The sequence below is a fragment of the Opitutus sp. sgz309028 genome (assembly GCF_059821195.1).
Genome location: NZ_JCAMRR010000005.1, coordinates 47624 through 65041 on the forward strand (window position 1 = coordinate 47624; position 17418 = coordinate 65041).

At 63.7% G+C, this 17418-nt stretch carries 7 protein-coding genes; 5 read left to right on the plus strand and 2 right to left on the minus strand.

Annotated elements, in window-relative coordinates:
* Window positions 1-151 precede the first annotated feature (151 nt).
* Window positions 152-1795, plus strand: coding sequence for an MFS transporter (locus AC6RV7_RS18650; protein ID WP_500095706.1), 1644 nt, complete (start codon window positions 152-154; stop codon window positions 1793-1795).
* A gap of 5 nt (window positions 1796-1800) precedes the next feature.
* Here the strand turns inward: AC6RV7_RS18650 and AC6RV7_RS18655 are convergent, their stop codons facing one another.
* Entirely contained in the window at window positions 1801-4365 is a 2565-nt protein-coding gene (locus AC6RV7_RS18655) for a glucosidase family protein (RefSeq protein ID WP_500095707.1), read from the minus strand.
* A 155-nt stretch (window positions 4366-4520) separates the two neighbouring features.
* Between AC6RV7_RS18655 and AC6RV7_RS18660 the strand changes: the two genes are divergently transcribed.
* Entirely contained in the window at window positions 4521-7361 is a 2841-nt protein-coding gene (locus AC6RV7_RS18660; protein ID WP_500095708.1) for a family 78 glycoside hydrolase catalytic domain, read from the plus strand.
* Window positions 7362-7418: 57 nt separating this feature from the next.
* Here the strand turns inward: AC6RV7_RS18660 and AC6RV7_RS18665 are convergent, their stop codons facing one another.
* Window positions 7419-10232 carry a family 78 glycoside hydrolase catalytic domain gene (locus AC6RV7_RS18665; protein ID WP_500095709.1) on the minus strand — a complete coding sequence of 938 codons (2814 nt, stop codon included), beginning with the start codon at window positions 10230-10232 and terminating at the stop codon, window positions 7419-7421.
* Window positions 10233-10356: 124 nt separating this feature from the next.
* Between AC6RV7_RS18665 and AC6RV7_RS18670 the strand changes: the two genes are divergently transcribed.
* From AC6RV7_RS18670 to AC6RV7_RS18680, 3 genes are all read left to right on the plus strand, one after another.
* Window positions 10357-11415 (plus strand): LacI family DNA-binding transcriptional regulator, encoded by a 1059-nt coding sequence (locus AC6RV7_RS18670; protein WP_500095710.1) that lies wholly within the window; start codon window positions 10357-10359, stop codon window positions 11413-11415.
* 266 nt (window positions 11416-11681) lie between these two features.
* The gene (locus AC6RV7_RS18675) at window positions 11682-15263 is read left to right on the plus strand and encodes a hypothetical protein (RefSeq protein ID WP_500095711.1); all 3582 of its coding nucleotides are present in this window, start codon (window positions 11682-11684) and stop codon (window positions 15261-15263) included.
* A 306-nt stretch (window positions 15264-15569) separates the two neighbouring features.
* A complete protein-coding gene (locus AC6RV7_RS18680; RefSeq protein ID WP_500095712.1) occupies window positions 15570-16799 on the plus strand; it encodes a hypothetical protein in 1230 nt (409 codons plus the stop codon).
* The last annotated feature ends 619 nt before the right edge of the window (window positions 16800-17418 follow it).

A 17418-nucleotide genomic window follows, 5' to 3' on the forward strand; every position in this document is an offset into this window, starting at 1 on the left:
TGCAGGGCCGGAGAGACAGTGATCCCGTTGACCCCTGTGTCGGCGATCGCAGCGATGCGGGCCAAGGGGCGTGGCGCGGGAGGCCTTGCGAACAGGCTCGTGAAAAGTGATTGGCGGATGGTCGCGAAATCGGTGCGATCACGGCACCCCCATGCCCCGCTGGCTCCAACCGATTGCCACTCTCCAGCCGCGATTGCCCTGGTTGTCGGTGGGCGTCGTCAACCTGCTCTGGGTTTGCCAGATCTTCAGCGTCTTCGTGCAGGGCAACGCGGTGGTGCTCACCACGCGCCGTTTCACCCAGGATCCGAGGGTGTTCGCGTTGATCGCGAGCCTGTGGCCGTTGCTCGGGCTGACGGTGGGCTCGCTCTGTAATTATTTGGCCGACCGGATCTGGACGCCGTTCGGACGCAGGCGTCCCTTCATTATCGTCGGCTGGACCGCCGCCGGCATCGGGATTGGGCTGGTCCCGCACATGCCGGACTTGCCGGCGTTGCTGGTCGTGCTGGTCGCTTACTCGGTCGTGGTCTCCCTGGCGGGACCGCTGGAACCTTTCTGCATCGAGTTTTTTCCGCCGGCGCAGCGGGGACGCGCTCTCGCGATGCGGCAGGCCATGGTGAGTATTGCGGCGCTCGTGTATTTCCAGGGGCTGTTTCCGCTGTTCGACCTGCACTTCGTCTGGCCGGTCGCGATACCCGTGATCGGTGGGCATCGCTTCTCGGGCGAGCAGCTCATCTATGCGCTTACGAGTGCGTTCTTTCTCGCGATGGTCGCGCTCACGGCGCTTGTGCTCCGTGAAACCCAACCGGCGCCCGCTCCTGTCGTCCCGACGGCCACACGCAGTCTGCATCGCGTGGTCGTGACCTTCTTTTCGGAGGTGTTCGGCGACCGCCGGTGGTGGTGGATCTACGGTGTTTATATGCTCGGCGGGCTCAGCCTCGGCAATGTTTGCTGGGCACATATGGACGTGTTGCTCACGACCGAGCAGCTCGGCTATAGCAAGTTGACCGTGGCGTTGCTGGGGCTGCCGTGCGCCATCCTCTCGATCGTCGCGATTGCTCCTTTTTTCGGCTGGTACTCCGACCGGCTGCCGCGGTTCCCGCCTTGGCTCCTGCTTGGACTGATCGGCACCGCCTTCACTGCGCTCGTGTGGAGTGCCACTCGCGGGGGTGGCGCGCCGCCGCCGCTGGCGGCGGTGTTTGCGACCGGTTTGTTCGCCACCGTGCTTGGAGGCGCTTGCTACTTGCTGGTCATTCAAACGCTGGTCTCGCGTGAAACGGCCGTCGGAGCCCTGCGGGTTCGCGTCGCGTGGGTCACGCTGATGGTCCAGATCGCCTCGGCCGGCGTATTGTGGCTGGTGATCAAGTTCGGTGCGGGAGGGGCGCCGCCGAGTCCCTTGGTGTGGCTCGCCTGCTCGCAGGCATTCGGCAGCTTCATCGGCGCCAATGCCGTCGTGGTGGCGCCGATGGTCTTCGACTTCGTTCCTTGCGACAAGATGGGGACGCTCAGCGCGGGATTCGGAGTGATCGGCTATGTCAGTTCGGCCGTGTTCGCGAATCTTGGCGGCTATTGGATTTACCTCTTTTCCCGCGGCGAGCCTGAAGGCCGGCCCGACTATGCGAGCAACTACCTGTTCCAGATGATCGTGGGCCTGATCGCACTGGCAGTGCTGACCAGGATCGTGCAGACCGTGCGGCGTGGCGCGATCGTCGAATACGGCCGCCTCGGGCTCGCGTCCGACGGCACAGCAAACCGGGCCGAGGCTGCCTTGAAATCTCAGCCCACGCTTGTCCGCTGATGCATTCAGTAGCGGAGGCGCACCGTGCGCACCCGCGAGAGGTCGAGCGGAAGATCCAGGTAGGTCGAGGTGCCGACGGCGATGGTTCGATACGCCGTCGCCGCGCCATCCACCTCGATTGATCTGGGCTGGCTCGTGCCGGGAGGAAGCGGCAGATGACATTGAACGTATCGCGCGCTGCCCGTGATCGTCAGGTCGGTCGTGTGCTCCGCGGCGTCATGCTGAAACCAATACGAAACGTATCCGGACGACGGGGCATAACGAACCGTCGTGCGGATGGAGCGTGACTCGCGCGTGTCCCAACGCGGCGAAAGCAGCGGGTGTGAGAACGCCTCTGAACCGCCGTCGTCGTCGACACCAGCCAGACCGCGGATGAAAGCCCCCATAGCCGTGGCGGCGGCCCAGTTGTCGGGCCCGCCAAACGATGTCGCGCTGGGCGGAACGTAGTGCGGACGGGTGGCGAGCGTCAGGCCCACCACGGTGTAGATGCCGGTGTCCTCCGGTGCCTGGAGACGGATCGCCGCGATCGTTTTTTCCGGATGCGGATTATCGAGGGCGCACCACGACAGGCCCACGTCGTCGCTCACGAGGTTCGGCCCATGCCACGCGATTCCTGAGCGGGGCGTTTTCAATTCGGAAAACCACCAATACGTGAGGTGCTTCCCCATGGTGATGTAGTGGGTGGACCAGGTGCCGTCGTCGTACTCCAGGTTGACGCTGCCACAGACGTTTTCGCTGCTGGGCTTCGACGACGTGTGAAGGAGGTAAACGCTTCCGGCTTTGGCATTCACGGGCACGGTGACGGAGGTGGGAAAATCCTGCTGGTGTGAGACGGCGACCGCGGCCCGTCGCTCGTTGCGCGCCGGATCGACGATGTGGAAGCGGATGCCGGCGAAATCCTGTTCGCCGGTCGGCAGCCCGCGCACGTCGTCGCCGGGCTTCTTCTGAAGCATCCACCGTTTCGCACGGGGCGAATCGGTTGACCACAGGTCCATATTGGCGAACGGACTGAGATCGATCGGTTGGTAGGCCGGGGCGGGGGGCGGCGGCGGAATCGAACCCGTGTATGCAAACCAGATCTTGTCGCCGTGCCGGTGGCCCAGTGCGCTCAAGCGGTCGAGGATGTCGCGGCCATAGTCTTCCTGACCGCAGCGGAAGGCGCCGAGCGCCAACTCGCCCGCGGCGTGACCGGCGACGCCGCCGTTCATGTACTGCCACTTCGGGCTGTGCATCTCGAAGCCGCGCTCGAACGGCGGATAGATGGAGTACCATTCGCCGGGCGACCCGACCGGCAGATGGCCGAGCAACTGCTGGTAGGTGCCGATGATCGCGGTCGCTTTCGGGGCGGTGATGCCGCGGTTGAGGGCGTACATGTTGCCCTGCGCCAGTTGCGAGCGTTCGTCGACGCCGAGATCCCGTTTCACGCTCGGATCCTCGTCGATGAAATGCGTAAAGAAGCGTCCGTTCCACGACAGGGAGTCGAGCCGCTGGCGGATGCCGCCCGCGCGGTCGCGAAATCGGGCGGCCTCATCGGGCCGGCCGGCTCGGTCGAGCATCTCGGCGAGTTCCTCGCAGGCCGCCGCATAGTGCACGTTGTCGCCGAAGAAGACGCCGAACTTCGATTTGTCCGGATCGACGAGCATCGTGTTGGTGAGCCCGATGTCGGGCGTGTAGGCGTCGTCGACCTGAAAATCCCAGGAATCGATCGTATAGACGCGCTTGAGCAGCTGGAAGCGCGTGCTCCATCGCGCGGGATCGTTCATCGGATAATCAAGCGCCCGCATCGCGGAGGAGAGATGGTTGCGCATCCAGGCGTCGTCGCCGTTGGCCTTCCACCATTGGTAGACGGAGCTGACATAGATGTATTCCGGATGATTTTCGCTTGGCTGCCGGACGAAGGTGCGGTCGCCGTACGCTCGCACGTATCCGAAAGGCCTATACGCCGTGCGGTAATACGCCAGCGCGTCGCCGGGGTTGATGAAACTCCAGATCATCCCATCTTCACGCTGCGTGTCGCGTTGCATGTCGATGAAGTCGCCGCCCGCGTCGCTGAAGTACTTCATCCCTTTCATCGTGTGAAAATGGTCGAGACCCCAGTTCACGAACATCCGCCGGGGGCGTCCGTTCCAGTCGATCGTGAACACGCCGTCAGGCCGGTCTGTCTTCATTCCCTTCAGCAGCAGGTTGAACATGTCTTCGTACTTCCCGCCGTCGACGACCTGCGTCTGCGCCACGAGCTCGAACTCCGCCGCGTGCGCCTCCCCGCTGGACCGCTGTACGGTGACGCGGTGGGTGCCCAGCGCGCCGCCGGCCCGGAAGACAAAGGCGGGATTGCCCGTGCCGCTGGCATACACGCGGCCGGCGCCGTCGCGCACTTCGACGGTCGCGTCTTTCGCGTCCGTCACGACCAGACGATCGAGTGGCTGGGCGCGCTGCACCGCAATGGGCAGACCTTCGCGAGTGGCCTGCTGAACCAGCGGATTCGGAGCAGGACGGGCGGGCAGTCGGGGCTGCACGCCGAGCGCGGAGCCAATGGTCGCAACGAAGACGAAGCGAGAGAACGCGTGCATGGGGTGAATCGCCGCGCCGGGCGGGAGTGCCCGTGCGGCCGACTCTGCAAGCGAAACGAGGTCGCCGTCGGCGATGCAAATCCAGAACCCCAAAAGTCAACGGGATTACCTTTATGCCAATTGCTGGGGCGGTGACCGCCCATGAGTTTGCCCCGATGACGCTCCGTACTTTCAGATGGATCACTCGGTGGATGCGCCGGATGGCGACGATGACGACCCTGGCCATAGGCGTGGCGGGCGCATCGGCGGCCGCGCTTGCTCCGACGGATCTGAGAACGGAATACCTCGACTCTCCGCTGGGCATCGACGCGGCGCGTCCGCGTTTGAGTTGGAATCTTTCCGCGACGGACCCTTCGACTCGGGGCGTGCGGCAAACCGCCTACCATATTCGTGTGAGCGGGGCTCCCGGTGCGGCGGGCCTGCCGGCGGGCGACCTGTGGGACAGCGGCGAGGTGATCTCGGCAGCGACGTCGCAAGTGGAATATGCTGGCCGGCCGTTGAGTTCGGCGCAGCGCTGCGTGTGGTCGGTGCGCGTGCGGGATGGAAACGGCGAATGGTCCGAATGGAGCCCGCCGGCGACTTGGACGATGGGACTGCTTGCGCCCACGGACTGGACCGCGGAGTGGATTGGCGCGCCCGACGATCCGCACTTCGAGGCTCCGCCCGATCCGCTGGCGGCCGGAAAGTTCGTCGCGCAGCCCGATCCGTGGCTGCGGCGCGAGTTCGATCTGGAGGAAGTCCCCCGCCGCGCATTGATGACGGTCGCGACCGTCGGTTATCACGAACTTTATGTGAACGGCCAAAAGGTCGGCGACGCGGTGCTGATGCCGAGCGTGGCCAATAACCGCCGGCGCGCGCGCTATGTGACCTACGACGTCACACCGCTTCTGCAGCGCGGTCGTAACGCCCTCGGCCTGTGGCTCGGCACGGCTTGGTCGATTTTTCCCGAATACGCCACATCGGACAAACCTTGGGCGCCCATCGTCCGCGCTCAGCTCGACGCGGAGATGACCGGTGGCCGCCGGGTGCGCATCGCCTCGGACCGAGCCTGGACGTGTCGCTCGAGCCCGAATCGTTTGCTGGGTTCGTGGAACTTCATGGATTTCGGCGGCGAAGAGTACGATGCACGGCGCGAGCAACGGGACTGGGCGGCGGTGGGCGGTGGCGGTGAGGAATGGCGGCCGGTGCAGGTGTACCAGGCGGCGTTGGAGCTTTCTCCGGAGTATTCCGAACCCAACCGTCTCGTCGCGAAGCTCGATCCCATTAGTATCCAAAAAGTCGAGTCGGGAGTGTATCGGGTGGACATGGGACGCAATTACGCCGGATGGTTCGAAGCGCAGGTGACGGGCGCGCCCGGCGATCGGATCACCTTCGAATTTTCGGAACGCGAGGAGCGCTCGATGACGCACGCGTTGCACAGCGTCTACGTGGTCGGGCCCGAAGGCCGCGGCCGGTTCCGACACCGGTTCAACTACATGTCGGGTCGCTGGGTCACGATCCGCGGGCTGACGTCCGCGCCGCGGGCGGAAGATTTCACGGGCTGGCTGGTCCGCACCGATTATGCGCGCGCGTCTGAGTTCGAATGTTCGGAGCCGCTGCTCAATCAGATCTACGATACGACTTTGTGGACCTACGAAAACCTCACGGTTGGCGGCTATATCGTGGATTGTCCCCAGCGCGAGCGGATGGGGTACGGCGGCGACGGACACGCGACGACCACCACGGGGTTGATGAATTTCCGCACCGAGGCGCTGTATACAAAATGGATGCAGGACTGGCGCGATGTACAGGGATCGCAGCGGGTCGGATTGGAAGAGGCGGCGCCGGTCCATCCCGGCGAGCTGCCGTACACTGCGCCGACCTACTGGGGCGGCGGCGGCCCGAGCTGGGGCGGCATTTGTGTGCACCTTCCGTGGGAAATGTACCGGATCGCGGGCGATCGCCGGATTCTCGAGGACAATTTCGACATGATGGTGCGCTGGCTGCAGTTCCTCGAAACCAAGAGCTCGGGCGACCTCTTGCGACGTTGGGGCGGCGACTGGGATTTTCTGGGCGACTGGCTCTGGCCCGGCGCCCGCGGGGTGAACGGCGACACGCGCGAGACGCTGTTTTTCAACAACTGCTATTGGATCTACAACCTGGCCACGGCGGCGCGCATCGCCGAGCAGATCGGCCGGCCCGCGGAAGCGGCCGCGTGGTCGGCGCGAGCGGAGACCGTCCGGCGCGCGGTGCATCGCGAGTTCTACAACACCGCCGACGCGAGCTATGTGAACGGATTCCCCGCCTATCTCGCGATCGCGCTGCTCACCGACGTGCCGCCGGCAACGGAACGGCCGGCCGTCTGGCGGCGGCTCGAACGCGAGATCCTCGTCGTGAACAAGGGCCATATCCACGCCGGCATTACGGCAGGCGCTTTCCTTTTCAAGACGCTCATGGAAGCAGGGCGCGATGACCTGTTGTACACGATGGTGCGCCAGCCCGGTTATCCGGGCTGGGGCGATCTGCTGCGCCGCGGCAACACGACCATCCCGGAAGATTGGGAGGACAAGCTGTCCCGGCTGCACAGCTCGTATCTGTATGTCGGCGCGTGGTTCATTCACGGGGTTCTCGGTATCCAGCCGGATGAGACGGTGCCGGGATTCCGGACATTTGTCGTGCGGCCGGGACCGGTTGGCGAACCCGGATTGACCTGGGCGCGTGGCGCCTACGATTCGCCCGCCGGGCGAATCGAGGTCGCCTGGCGGAGGGAGGGCCGGATGTTCACGCTGGATCTCACGGTGCCGCCGAACACAACGGCCTCGGTGCAGATCCCGGCGGTGTCTCTCAATGCCGTGCGCGAGGGTGACCAGCCGCTCGCCAAAGTGCAGGGCGTCGATACGGCCAACCTGAGCGACGGCCGGGCGTTCCTGACGGTGGGCTCAGGAAAGTACCGCTTCACCTCGACGCTGCCCGAACCTTCTTCGATCGAGCAGCCAACGGCCGCGATGGCACGTTGAGATCGAGCAATCTCAACGTGCGCCCACTTCCGCGAGCGGGCAAAGTTCGCGGCGGCGTCAAAGCGTCTTCTGCGCGTCGGCCGGGACCGGCGTGGCTTCGTCTTTGGGCCAGGTCGCCCGGAAGCGATACCGGCCGGACGCCAGCTCGCACGTGAGCACACCGCCCTCACGTCGCACCTGCGTCACTCCCATCGTCGAGTCAACGGGCGTGTTGCCGTCGACGACGGTGGCGTTTGCCGGCACGGGGAAACGGGCAGTCGCAGACGTGTTGGGCGGAACGACGACCTCCCACTCGAACGTCTCCGGCGATGTTTTCCAATCGCTGACGATCTCGCCGTAGGGCGAGCGGTGATGGGCCCGCGCGGAGGTCAGCCGCGTGCCAGGGCGCGGCTGGAGAAAGAAGTGCTTGTAGCCTGGTTTGGCCGGATCGAGTTCCACGCCGGCGACCACGCGGTAGAGCCAGTCGCCGACGGCGCCGTAGGCGTAGTGGTTGAACGAATTCATCCCCGGATCCTGAAACCCTTTTTCCTTCGTCCAGCCGTCCCAACGCTCCCAGATTGTCGTGGCGCCCTGGGTCACCGCGTACAACCATGACGGCCACTCCTTCTGCATCAGCAGTTCATACGCGAGATCGAGTTGCCCTTCGGCGGTGAGCACGTGCAACAGATACGGCGTTCCCACAAAGCCGGTGCTCAGCTTGGTGCCGCGGCTGCGGATATCGCGCACCAGCGCAGCGGTAAGTTTGGGGCGCAGTTCCGGCGGCACCAGGTCGAAGTGCAACGCGAGCACATACGACGTCTGGGTGTTGCCCGCGACCAGTCCGTCTTGGGTGACGAACCGGCGGACAAACGCCGCTTTGATTTGCTCGGCTTGGGCGGAGTAGCGCCGGGCGAGTTCGTCCTGACCGAGCACCGAAGCCATCGCGGCGAGCAGGCGGAGATCGTGGGCGTAGAAGGCGGTTCCGATCAGGTCTTTCGGGGTGCCCCCGTCGACCTTGCCGCTGCCGTCGAGCGCGAGCCAGTCGCCGAATCCCTGCCAATGCGGAAGGTCGGGATGAAGGCGGATGCCGTTCAGCGTGCGCGTGGCGATGAAGTCGACATAGCGCTGGATCGAGTCGAAGTGCTGTTCGAGGAGCGCGCGATCGGCGTAGCACTGATAGACAGTCCACGGACAAATCACCATCGCGTCCGCCCAAGCCGGCCCGCCGTCGCTGCCCGAGCGGTCGGTGGAAGGAATGACTGGCGGCGTGGCGCCGGTGGAGCCCTGCGCGTCGGCAAGGTCGCGCTGCCATTTGGTGAAGAATGCCGCGACGTCGCGGTTCCAGATGCCCGTGCGAATGAACGCCTGCGCATCGCCGGTCCAGCCGAGGCGCTCGTCGCGCTGCGGACAGTCGGTCGGAACCTCCAGATAGTTGCCCCGCTCGCCCCACTGGATGTTGTGCTGGAGCTGATTGATGAGCGGATCGCTGCAGGTGAAGCCGCCACTCTCCGGTAGATCGGTGTGCAGCACGCGGGCGACGAGGGTGGTGGTGTCGGGTGTCGTCTCGTCCGGCAGACCGCTGATCTCCGCGTAGCGAAACCCGTGAAACGTGAACAGGGGCGTCCACACTTCGCCGGCCGGGTCGCCTTTGCAGGTATAGTAATCGGTCGCCCGCGCGGTGCGCAGATTCTCGGTGTATAATTTGCCCGAGGCGTCGAGCATTTCGGCGAAACGCAGGCGCAGGGTGGTGCCGGCCGGCGCTTTGACGCGAAGCGTGACGTTGCCGACAAGGTTCTGGCCGAAGTCGAAGATGAACCCCTCGCGCCGTTCGTCGGTGGAGGTCTTGACGATGGACTTGGCCGTGAGCGTTTCATGTGCCCGCACGGGGCGGGCCAGCGTCGGCGAGAGTTCGATCTTCGGATCGGGGAACACCATCGCGGATTCCCAGAGGTCGGTAGGCGTCGCTTCGCCGTTGGTGGACTTGGTGTCCGGGATGCGAGACGTCGTCACGGCGGCCGTCCGGTCGTCGGGCGCGGCGCCCGGCCAGCCCGCCAACTCCTGACGCGCGTCGTAACTTTCGCCCATGAGGAGATCGTTCTCGACGATCGCTCCGCGCGCCACCTGCCAGGTGCCATCTGAGACGATCGTGACGCGCTGGCCATCGCGGCCGGTGATCTCGAGCTGGGCCAGCAGACGGGGTTGATGGCCGTATCTTTCCCGTCCCTCGGCGGAGACATGCCCGCAGTACCAGCCGTCGCCCAGGACTCCGGCGAGCGTGTTTTGCCCCGCCACCAGCAGCTCGGTTACGTCGTATACTTGGTATTGGACGCGTTTGATATAGTCGGTCCAGCCCGGCGTGAAAACATCGGAGCCCACTTGATGGCCGTTGAGATAGGCCTGATATAGGCCGAGCGCGGTGATATACAACCGGGCGGAAACGGGCGTCGCCGGCAGTTCGAAGCGTTTCCGGAGGTACGGCGCGTGCGCGCCGCGGCGCTGGTCGCCATGCCATGGGGCTCCGATCCATTGCGCGGACCAGTCTTCGCGTCGCAGCAGTCCTGTTTCCCAGAAGCTTGCGCCCGGTTGGCTGGTGACCGCCGTGCCCTGGTCGTCCCAGTAGGTCACCTGCCAGTAGGCGCGGGTGCGCGAGGGGAGGGGCTGGCCGGCGTAGCGGACCTGCACGGATTGTTCGCTGGACACGCGTCCGCTATCCCAGAGATCGGCGGGACCGCCGGGCCGGGTGGATACCTTGATTTGATAAGCGGTCTGGACGATTCCCCGCCGGTCCTCGGCGGCCAGTTGCCAGGTAAGTCGGGGAGCGGGGTCGTGCACGCCGAGGGGATTGGCGAGCGAGTTGCACAAGAGCAGGGCGGGAAGCAGCGTTGAGTTCATCAGCGGGGCGACTGGGGCGGACAAACGGCCGATGCCTGATCATCGGCAAATCAGGCCGGCCATAATTAGGCGATTGACTGCGCGGCGCAATTGGCCCGTAGGTCAACCCGTTCCCCTTTACCTCATGACGTCACGGGCAACTCTGGCGGACATCGCGCGGGCGGCTGGTGTGAGCAAAACCACGGTCTCGCTCGCGTTGCGGATGAACCCGAAGATCCCGGAAGCAACGCGGAAGCGGATCAGCGAAGTCGCGGCCACCCTCGGGTATTGTCCAGATCCGGCCTTGGCGCGCATCGCCGCGCATCGTTGGAAGACCCGCACGGCGGGATCCGGGTCGACGATCGCCTTCGTGACCACCGACCATCCGGCGGGCGGTTTCCTGGACGGGGCGGCGATCACCGGCGCGAAGCGCCGCGCCCAGGAACTCGGGTATCACTTGGAGCACCACCGTCTCGAGAGCTACGCGAACGTCGAACATCTCGGGCGCACCTTGTACCATCGGGGGATTCAGGGTGTGATCATCGGACAGCTTTTCCGCAGCGACTTCGCGCAAAGTTTTCCCTGGGAGAAGTTCGCCACGGTGGCGTGCAACATCGGCTATTACGATCTGCCGGTGCACCTGGTGGCGCCGGACCACGCCCAAGCGATGGGGCTGGCCTGGAAAAGGTCGCACGAGCGGGGATACCGGCGGATTGGTCTGGTGCTGTTCGATGAGCAGAAGGCGATCGACGAAGCGGACAAGGCGGGGGCTTACCTGTTCTACCAGTCGTCATTGCCGCGCGAGCAGCATGTTCCCATCGTTCATATCGCGCCACGGGACCACGACACGCTCGCGGCCTGGCTGGAGGCGCACCGCCCCGACATGATCCTCGGGATCAACAATATTGTCCGGCACTGGGCGCAGCATCGAGGGTGGAAAATTCCTGCGGACGCCGGATTCATCGATTTATACGCGCAACCGTCGATCAACCCTTCGTCGGGGTTGTTTCTCGACAACCAACAGCTCGGGTGCTCGGCGGTCGAACTGGTGGATCTCCAGATCCAGCACGGCGCCTTCGGCATTCCGCGGAACACCTTCAATCACCTGTTGCTGCCCGCGTGGATCGACGGCGACTCGAGTCCGTGGCGCGCGACTTCGACACCGGCGACGTCCGAGTTGAAGCCGGCGGAACCGGTCAGGTAATCAACCTCCCGGAGTTAGGAAGTTCCCCTAAGTTTCCGGTGCGCGGGGTCGCGTAAACGGGTTCACCGACACGGGCCTCGTAGGGAGTGGTTTCATGCGCTTTTACCCGTCACGGGCAGCGCCATACCCCTCTCTGCAACCGAAAGGCTGCCTTGGCGCCACACCGTACTATGAACACCAAGCTCCACCCCCTGCACACAGAACTCAACCTGTATAGCCTGACGAGGTCGGCCATCTCTATTGCCGCCTTCATTGCGGGTGCCTCCGTGGCATCCGCGCAGACAACATCTGCTCCTGCAATCGATCCCGAGGGAAATCCCGACGAGGTTGTTGTCCTCAGTCCGTTCACCGTCGATGCGAGTCAGGACCGAGGTTACCAGGCGACCAGTACGCTGGCTGGCACGCGGATTCGCACGAATCTCGCGGATGTCGGTTCCGCGATCTCAGTCCTCACCAAGGAGCTGATCAACGACCTTGGAGGATACAATAACGAGACGGTCCTGTCCTATGCCGTGAACACCGAAGTCGCCGGTCCGCGCGGCAATTTCTCGGGCGCCAATCGCGGCGGCAACGAAGGCCACATCGACGAACTCGCTTCGTTTGCGAACCCCAACGGTAACACGCGCGTCCGCGGCCTGGTGTCGGCCGACAACACCCGCGACTTCTTCCTCTCCGATGTTCCGTGGGATGGATACAACATCAGTCGCGTCGATCTGCAGCGCGGACCCAACGCCATCCTGTTCGGCCTCGGCAGCCCCGCAGGCGTCATCAACGCGGCGATTCGTCCGGCGACTTTCCAGCGCGGCGGCTCGTTCGAATTCATGTTCGATGAGTTCGGCACCCAGCGTTATGTCCTGGACTATAATCACGTGGTGCTCGACCGCGAACTCGCGGTGCGTCTCTCGCTGCTGGACAACAAGCAGAAGTTCCAGCAGGAGCCGGCCTTTCAGCACGACCGGAGGGCCTTCGGCGCCATCAAGTATGCCCCGGCGCAGCTGAATCGTCCGGGCCGGCTCTTCGAGGTGAATGCCAACTTCGAACATGGCGAGATCTCCTCCAACCGTCCGCGGCAGGTCACTCCGGAGGACCTGATCTCGCCGTTCTTCCGTCCAGTCAGTCAGGGCGGCGTCAATAAAAAGACCTTCGATCCCTACCGCGATTATTGGGATGAAGGCTTCGAGCCGCACACGACCTACAACAATGTCACGACGGACGACTTCGGCGGTTCGCTCCAGCTGAATAACGCGGGCCTCCCGTACGGTTTCATTCGCCAGGATGTGCCGGCCTTCGGCGCGCGCCGTCCGGATGGCTCGATCATCGATACGACGACCGACGCTTCCGGCGGCATTTTCGGAGGCGGAGGGATGCGAAATGTCGTCGGTATACAACAGTGGGCGAGCGCGGCCGGTCTGCCGTACTTCGGCGCGGGCGGCTATCGCAACGAGACGCTGACCGACCGGACCATTTTCGATTACTACAACCACCTGCTCGATGGCGACAACAAGCGCGAGTGGCAGAAGTGGGATGTTTGGGAACTGGAACTATCAAACACGTTTTTGGAAAACAGAGTCGGCTATAATGTGGCCTATTTCCGCCAGGAACTGGAGCAGGGGATGTGGACGCCGCTCGGCTGGGATGCCGGGGCGGTCCGTATCGACATCATGGAGCGCCTGCTGGACGGCAGCCCGAACCCGAATGTCGGCCGCGCCTTCGTCGGCGGTCGCACCGTGGACATGGGCAGCTTCACCCGCTCCTCCGACCGCGAGGCCTGGCGGGCGCAGTTGTTCGGCGCTTACGACTTCGAGCGTCGTCACACCGGCTGGTGGGCGAAGCTCCTGGGCGAGCAGCGACTCACCGGCGTGATGTCCGAGGAGGACCAGAATCAGGACAACCGCAGCCTCAGTTTCGCCGGCTACGATCTGGGCACACAGGCCCGTTTCGGCCCGCGGCGGGCCGCCGAAGAAGGCGGCTACGATTACGGTCAGCCCGGTTTCAAATACTACGTCAGTGGCGACCTGCGAGGCATGAACAGTCCGAGCGGCGCCCGGGTCTCAAACCTGTCCATGCCTTTTGCGGCGATGACGGACTACACCGGGCCGATGCGCTGGTTCGATCCGACCTGGACGGCGAGCGGCGTCAACTTCGCCGATCCATGGGTGAATCCGCAGGATCCCGAAAATTTCGCCGCGCCGGACGGCGGCTATACGCAGGCGAACAATCCCGCGAACTACCGCGGCTGGACGGATTTCACCGGGCGCTACGTGACGATGAACAGCAAGCAGCCGGTCAACGGTCTGACTGCTCGCGATTTCCTGACGCAGTCCGCCACGCTCGCAAACTTCAACGTCAAGTCGACGGTCGCGGTCTGGCAGGGCACGATGCTCGACCACGCCATCGTCGGGATCTACGGATATCGCCGCGACAAATCTTACCGTTACGAGCACACGACTTCGAGCCGGCAGCGGAACGGCAATCTGCTCACCGGCGGAGCCGACTTGAATCCGGCAACGTACAACTACAGCAATCCCACCGCGCTGATGGGCTCGGAGGAGACGACAACCCGCAACTGGAGCGCGATGCTGCACGTGAACCGGCTCCTCGGGAAACGCGACTTCCTGCCGGTCAACCTGCGCCTATATTATAACAAGGGTGAGAACTTCCAGCCGGTGCCGGCGCGTTATGATGTTTACCTCCGCCAACTCGCGCCGCCGAGCGGCGAGACCGAGGACATCAGTGTCATGCTGTCCACCAAGGATGACAAATACTCGCTGCGGGCGACGAAGTACGAGACGTCGATCAAGAATGCCACGTCGACCGACGGAAAGTTGCAGGCCGACTGGGCGCTCGAGCAGATCCTCGGTGACGGGCTGGGCTGGGACGGCAGCGCGGGCGGCATTCTCCGCGGCTATCTCAATGGCCGGCACGATTACAACAGCTACGGCACGCCGGAGCAGATCGAGCGCCTCAAGACTTCGATCATTCCGCAGTGGCTCGCCTTCGAGAAGGAGTTGAAGGAGAAGTTCCCCGAGTTCGTGAATGCCTGGATGGGCGCCGGCTCGGTCTGGGGCACCGATCGCACCGACGATTACCCGCGTGTCGCCAAGCCGGCCGGCGTGGTGGCGACGGAAGATTCGGTCTCGAAGGGCTACGAGATCGAATTCATTGCCAACCCGACGAACAACTGGCGTCTCGCCTTGAACGCCTCGCGCACCGAGGCGACCCGCACCAACGTCCCGGGCGAAGCCTGGACCAGCGTCATCAACTATATCAACGACAAGTTCCAGAACACCGACGTGGGCATGGCGCCGATCTGGTGGCCGCAAAACAACATGGGCATGCGCAATTTCGGCCCGTATCCATGGAATTTCTACCCCGACTGGGTGCGCGTGCAGGCGCTCAACGGCCAGTCCGCGGGTGAGGTCCGCAAATATCGCGCCAACGCGATCACGAACTATACCTTCAATTCCGGCCGGCTGAAAGGCGTCGGCATCGGCGGCGGCTATCGTTGGGAAGACAAGTCGGTGATCGCCTATGCACCGAAGGTCAACGAGGACGGCACCCTTGGCATCAACCTCGACGCTCCGTTCTACGCCCCCCGGGAGGAAACGGTCGACCTGTGGGTGAGCTACACCCGCAAGCTCAGAAAAGGCCTCCACTGGCGCATTCAGTTGAATGTGTACAATGTCGGCGGACAGGATGACCTTATCCCGATCACGGCCGGTGTCGACTATACCCGGTTGGCTGAAATCGGCACACCCACGCCGACGACCGTGGTGCCGATGCGGGGCTACGGCTACGCCATCAAGCAGGGCATGAGCTGGCAGCTGACCAACACCATCGAGTTCTGAGCCGATCGAAAATCGCTGGACCGAGTCATGCTCGGCCAGCGCGGCGGTGAAATTCGCCCGACGTCCCGGCCGCTGGCCGGGACGTTTTTTTTTGCCGCTTGGTGTTCCGACACGACGGACCCGCCTGCCGGAGGCAATCGGTCGATGGCGTCCCGAGCTTAACGATTAAATCCAAGGGCCCTCGCGATGGGATTCGCTCGCGTTCTGAAATCGGGACCGCGGCCATCCAGCGCCGAGCGGCTACGTGCGTTTCCACAATTAGGTCGATGCATCGCCCCCGTCTTCGACGAGCGCAGCCAATTTTTCATGGACGAAACGAAAACCTGGCAAACACCCGAAGCCCTCTCTGCTGGCGATGACGGGTGCGCTCCTCGGAAGACCGACCACCATCGCGGCGGCGAAACCGTCATCTGCACCCAGCACGGGGAAGACGCCGCCTGCTGCAACACCCTCGGAGGCGCAGCCCCAAGCTGTGAAATGCGCATGATCTTCAAGCTTGCGCAATACCAGCACGACAAAGATGGGACTCCGTTCAAAAACCCCATCACGTCTCTCGCGCAGGTGTCCGCCCTGGTTGCCTACCTGCGCGACCCCAACCACGAGAATCACGTAAACGTCCGACTTGCGCCTCTCCAGTGGGAGAACTGCACCTCCGAACTGGAGTTCGGTGCAGCCGTCGGCGCACAAGCCGAAGCCTACAAGGCTGCCCCGAAGGGCCGGGGCAACAGATGGGGCGGCGAAATCGCTGAACACTGCATCTACGCCCCGCCCGAAGGCATTCAGCTCAACGACCATGAGCGAGACGTCATCGGACGGGCCGCAGCTCGTGAGCTGTTCCCCGGCGTGCCTTCGGTTCGCGTGTGGCACCTCGGCGACGACGACCGCGACGAGCTGCACATCGTCGGTGGCAATTTCATCGGCGGGTACCCTTCGATCCTGCGGATCACCGAGCTGCGCAACCGCCATGCGACCGGATACATGATGATCGGGCGTCACATCGGCGAACACCTCATGGAGGTCGTGAACCAGGAGCGGAAGCATGCTCGCGACGACCGCGGCACCATTCCGACGCTCAAAGAGATCCGCGCTGAAAATCGAAAGGCTCAAGGGTTCCAAACCGTCGCTGAGATCATCGTTGCCGAGGACGTCACCCATGATCGTCGCGACATCGCGGCCATTCTCGAAGCCAAGGGCTCGCAGGTCCGCCGCCTCAAGCGCGACGTTTCTCACGCCCCCCGGCAAGAAGAAGGCTTACCGAATTCCGTGGGAAACCCTGTTCGATCAAATCGACGAAGTCGTCCGCGATCGACGCCGGGAACGCGATCACGATGGCCGCCAATGCGGTCAGGAACGCGACTAAACGCGTTCTCTCCAGCCCCAAGCCCGCCCGGAACACCTGGCGGGCTTTTTCGTGCCTTCCGCAGTGACACCAAGGATGGTTTTCGCCACAACCGGTGTTCGTATGAAATCACTGTTGTCCACCATTTCACTCTTGGCGTTACTCATAACGGCGCCTTTAGGGACGCATGCCAATGACGCAACTGGCGCCCGGCCGGTTCCTCGATGGGAATACGCTACACTGATCTATTCGCAAACTAGGTCGCCCGAATGGTCCCTCATCTGCGGCAGCACCTCCATCGAAGGTAGTTCGATTGAGAGGTTCTTCGTCAATCTGTCGCGGGCTGAGGCCATCGACCCGCCACTACGCGGAATGGACATGACACTTTATACCTTGATGGATGCTTTCGGGACTCGTGGTTGGGAAATGATTTCAAGCACTGACAAACCAGGATCGTTCATCTTGGTGTTTAAGCGGCCGAAGAGTTGACCCCGATGTTGTCGCCTCATGCGCGATAGCCACTGCGGTAGTCACGTCCTTGTCGAGTCTGGCACGCCAGTCTCAACGAACCCAGGCCGAGACGACCACCCGGTCGCTTTCTAGACTTGGCGGCTCTGTTACCACCTCACCGTCCGCACGGGTTTGGCGTGGCCTCGGCTACTCGCCGATTCCACGTCCCAACCGGGCAGGCCCACCACCCATTCTTGTCGAAATCGACAGGGTGAGGCCTAAGCAAGATGCCATTTGCACATACAGGGGAGCTTACAGCCTCCCCTGCACTCCGTGCGGACTATACGTCCTTACTTCGCCCCTTCG

Bases quoted from the DNA above. Each gene is read 5' to 3' on its own strand.
- AC6RV7_RS18650 (WP_500095706.1), top strand. From the start codon at position 152: ATGCCCCGCTGGCTCCAACCGATTGCCACTCTCCAGCCGCGATTGCCC.
- AC6RV7_RS18655 (WP_500095707.1), bottom strand. From the start codon at position 4,365: ATGCACGCGTTCTCTCGCTTCGTCTTCGTTGCGACCATTGGCTCCGCG.
- AC6RV7_RS18660 (WP_500095708.1), top strand. From the start codon at position 4,521: ATGACGCTCCGTACTTTCAGATGGATCACTCGGTGGATGCGCCGGATG.
- AC6RV7_RS18665 (WP_500095709.1), bottom strand. From the start codon at position 10,232: ATGAACTCAACGCTGCTTCCCGCCCTGCTCTTGTGCAACTCGCTCGCC.
- AC6RV7_RS18670 (WP_500095710.1), top strand. From the start codon at position 10,357: ATGACGTCACGGGCAACTCTGGCGGACATCGCGCGGGCGGCTGGTGTG.
- AC6RV7_RS18680 (WP_500095712.1), top strand. From the start codon at position 15,570: ATGGACGAAACGAAAACCTGGCAAACACCCGAAGCCCTCTCTGCTGGC.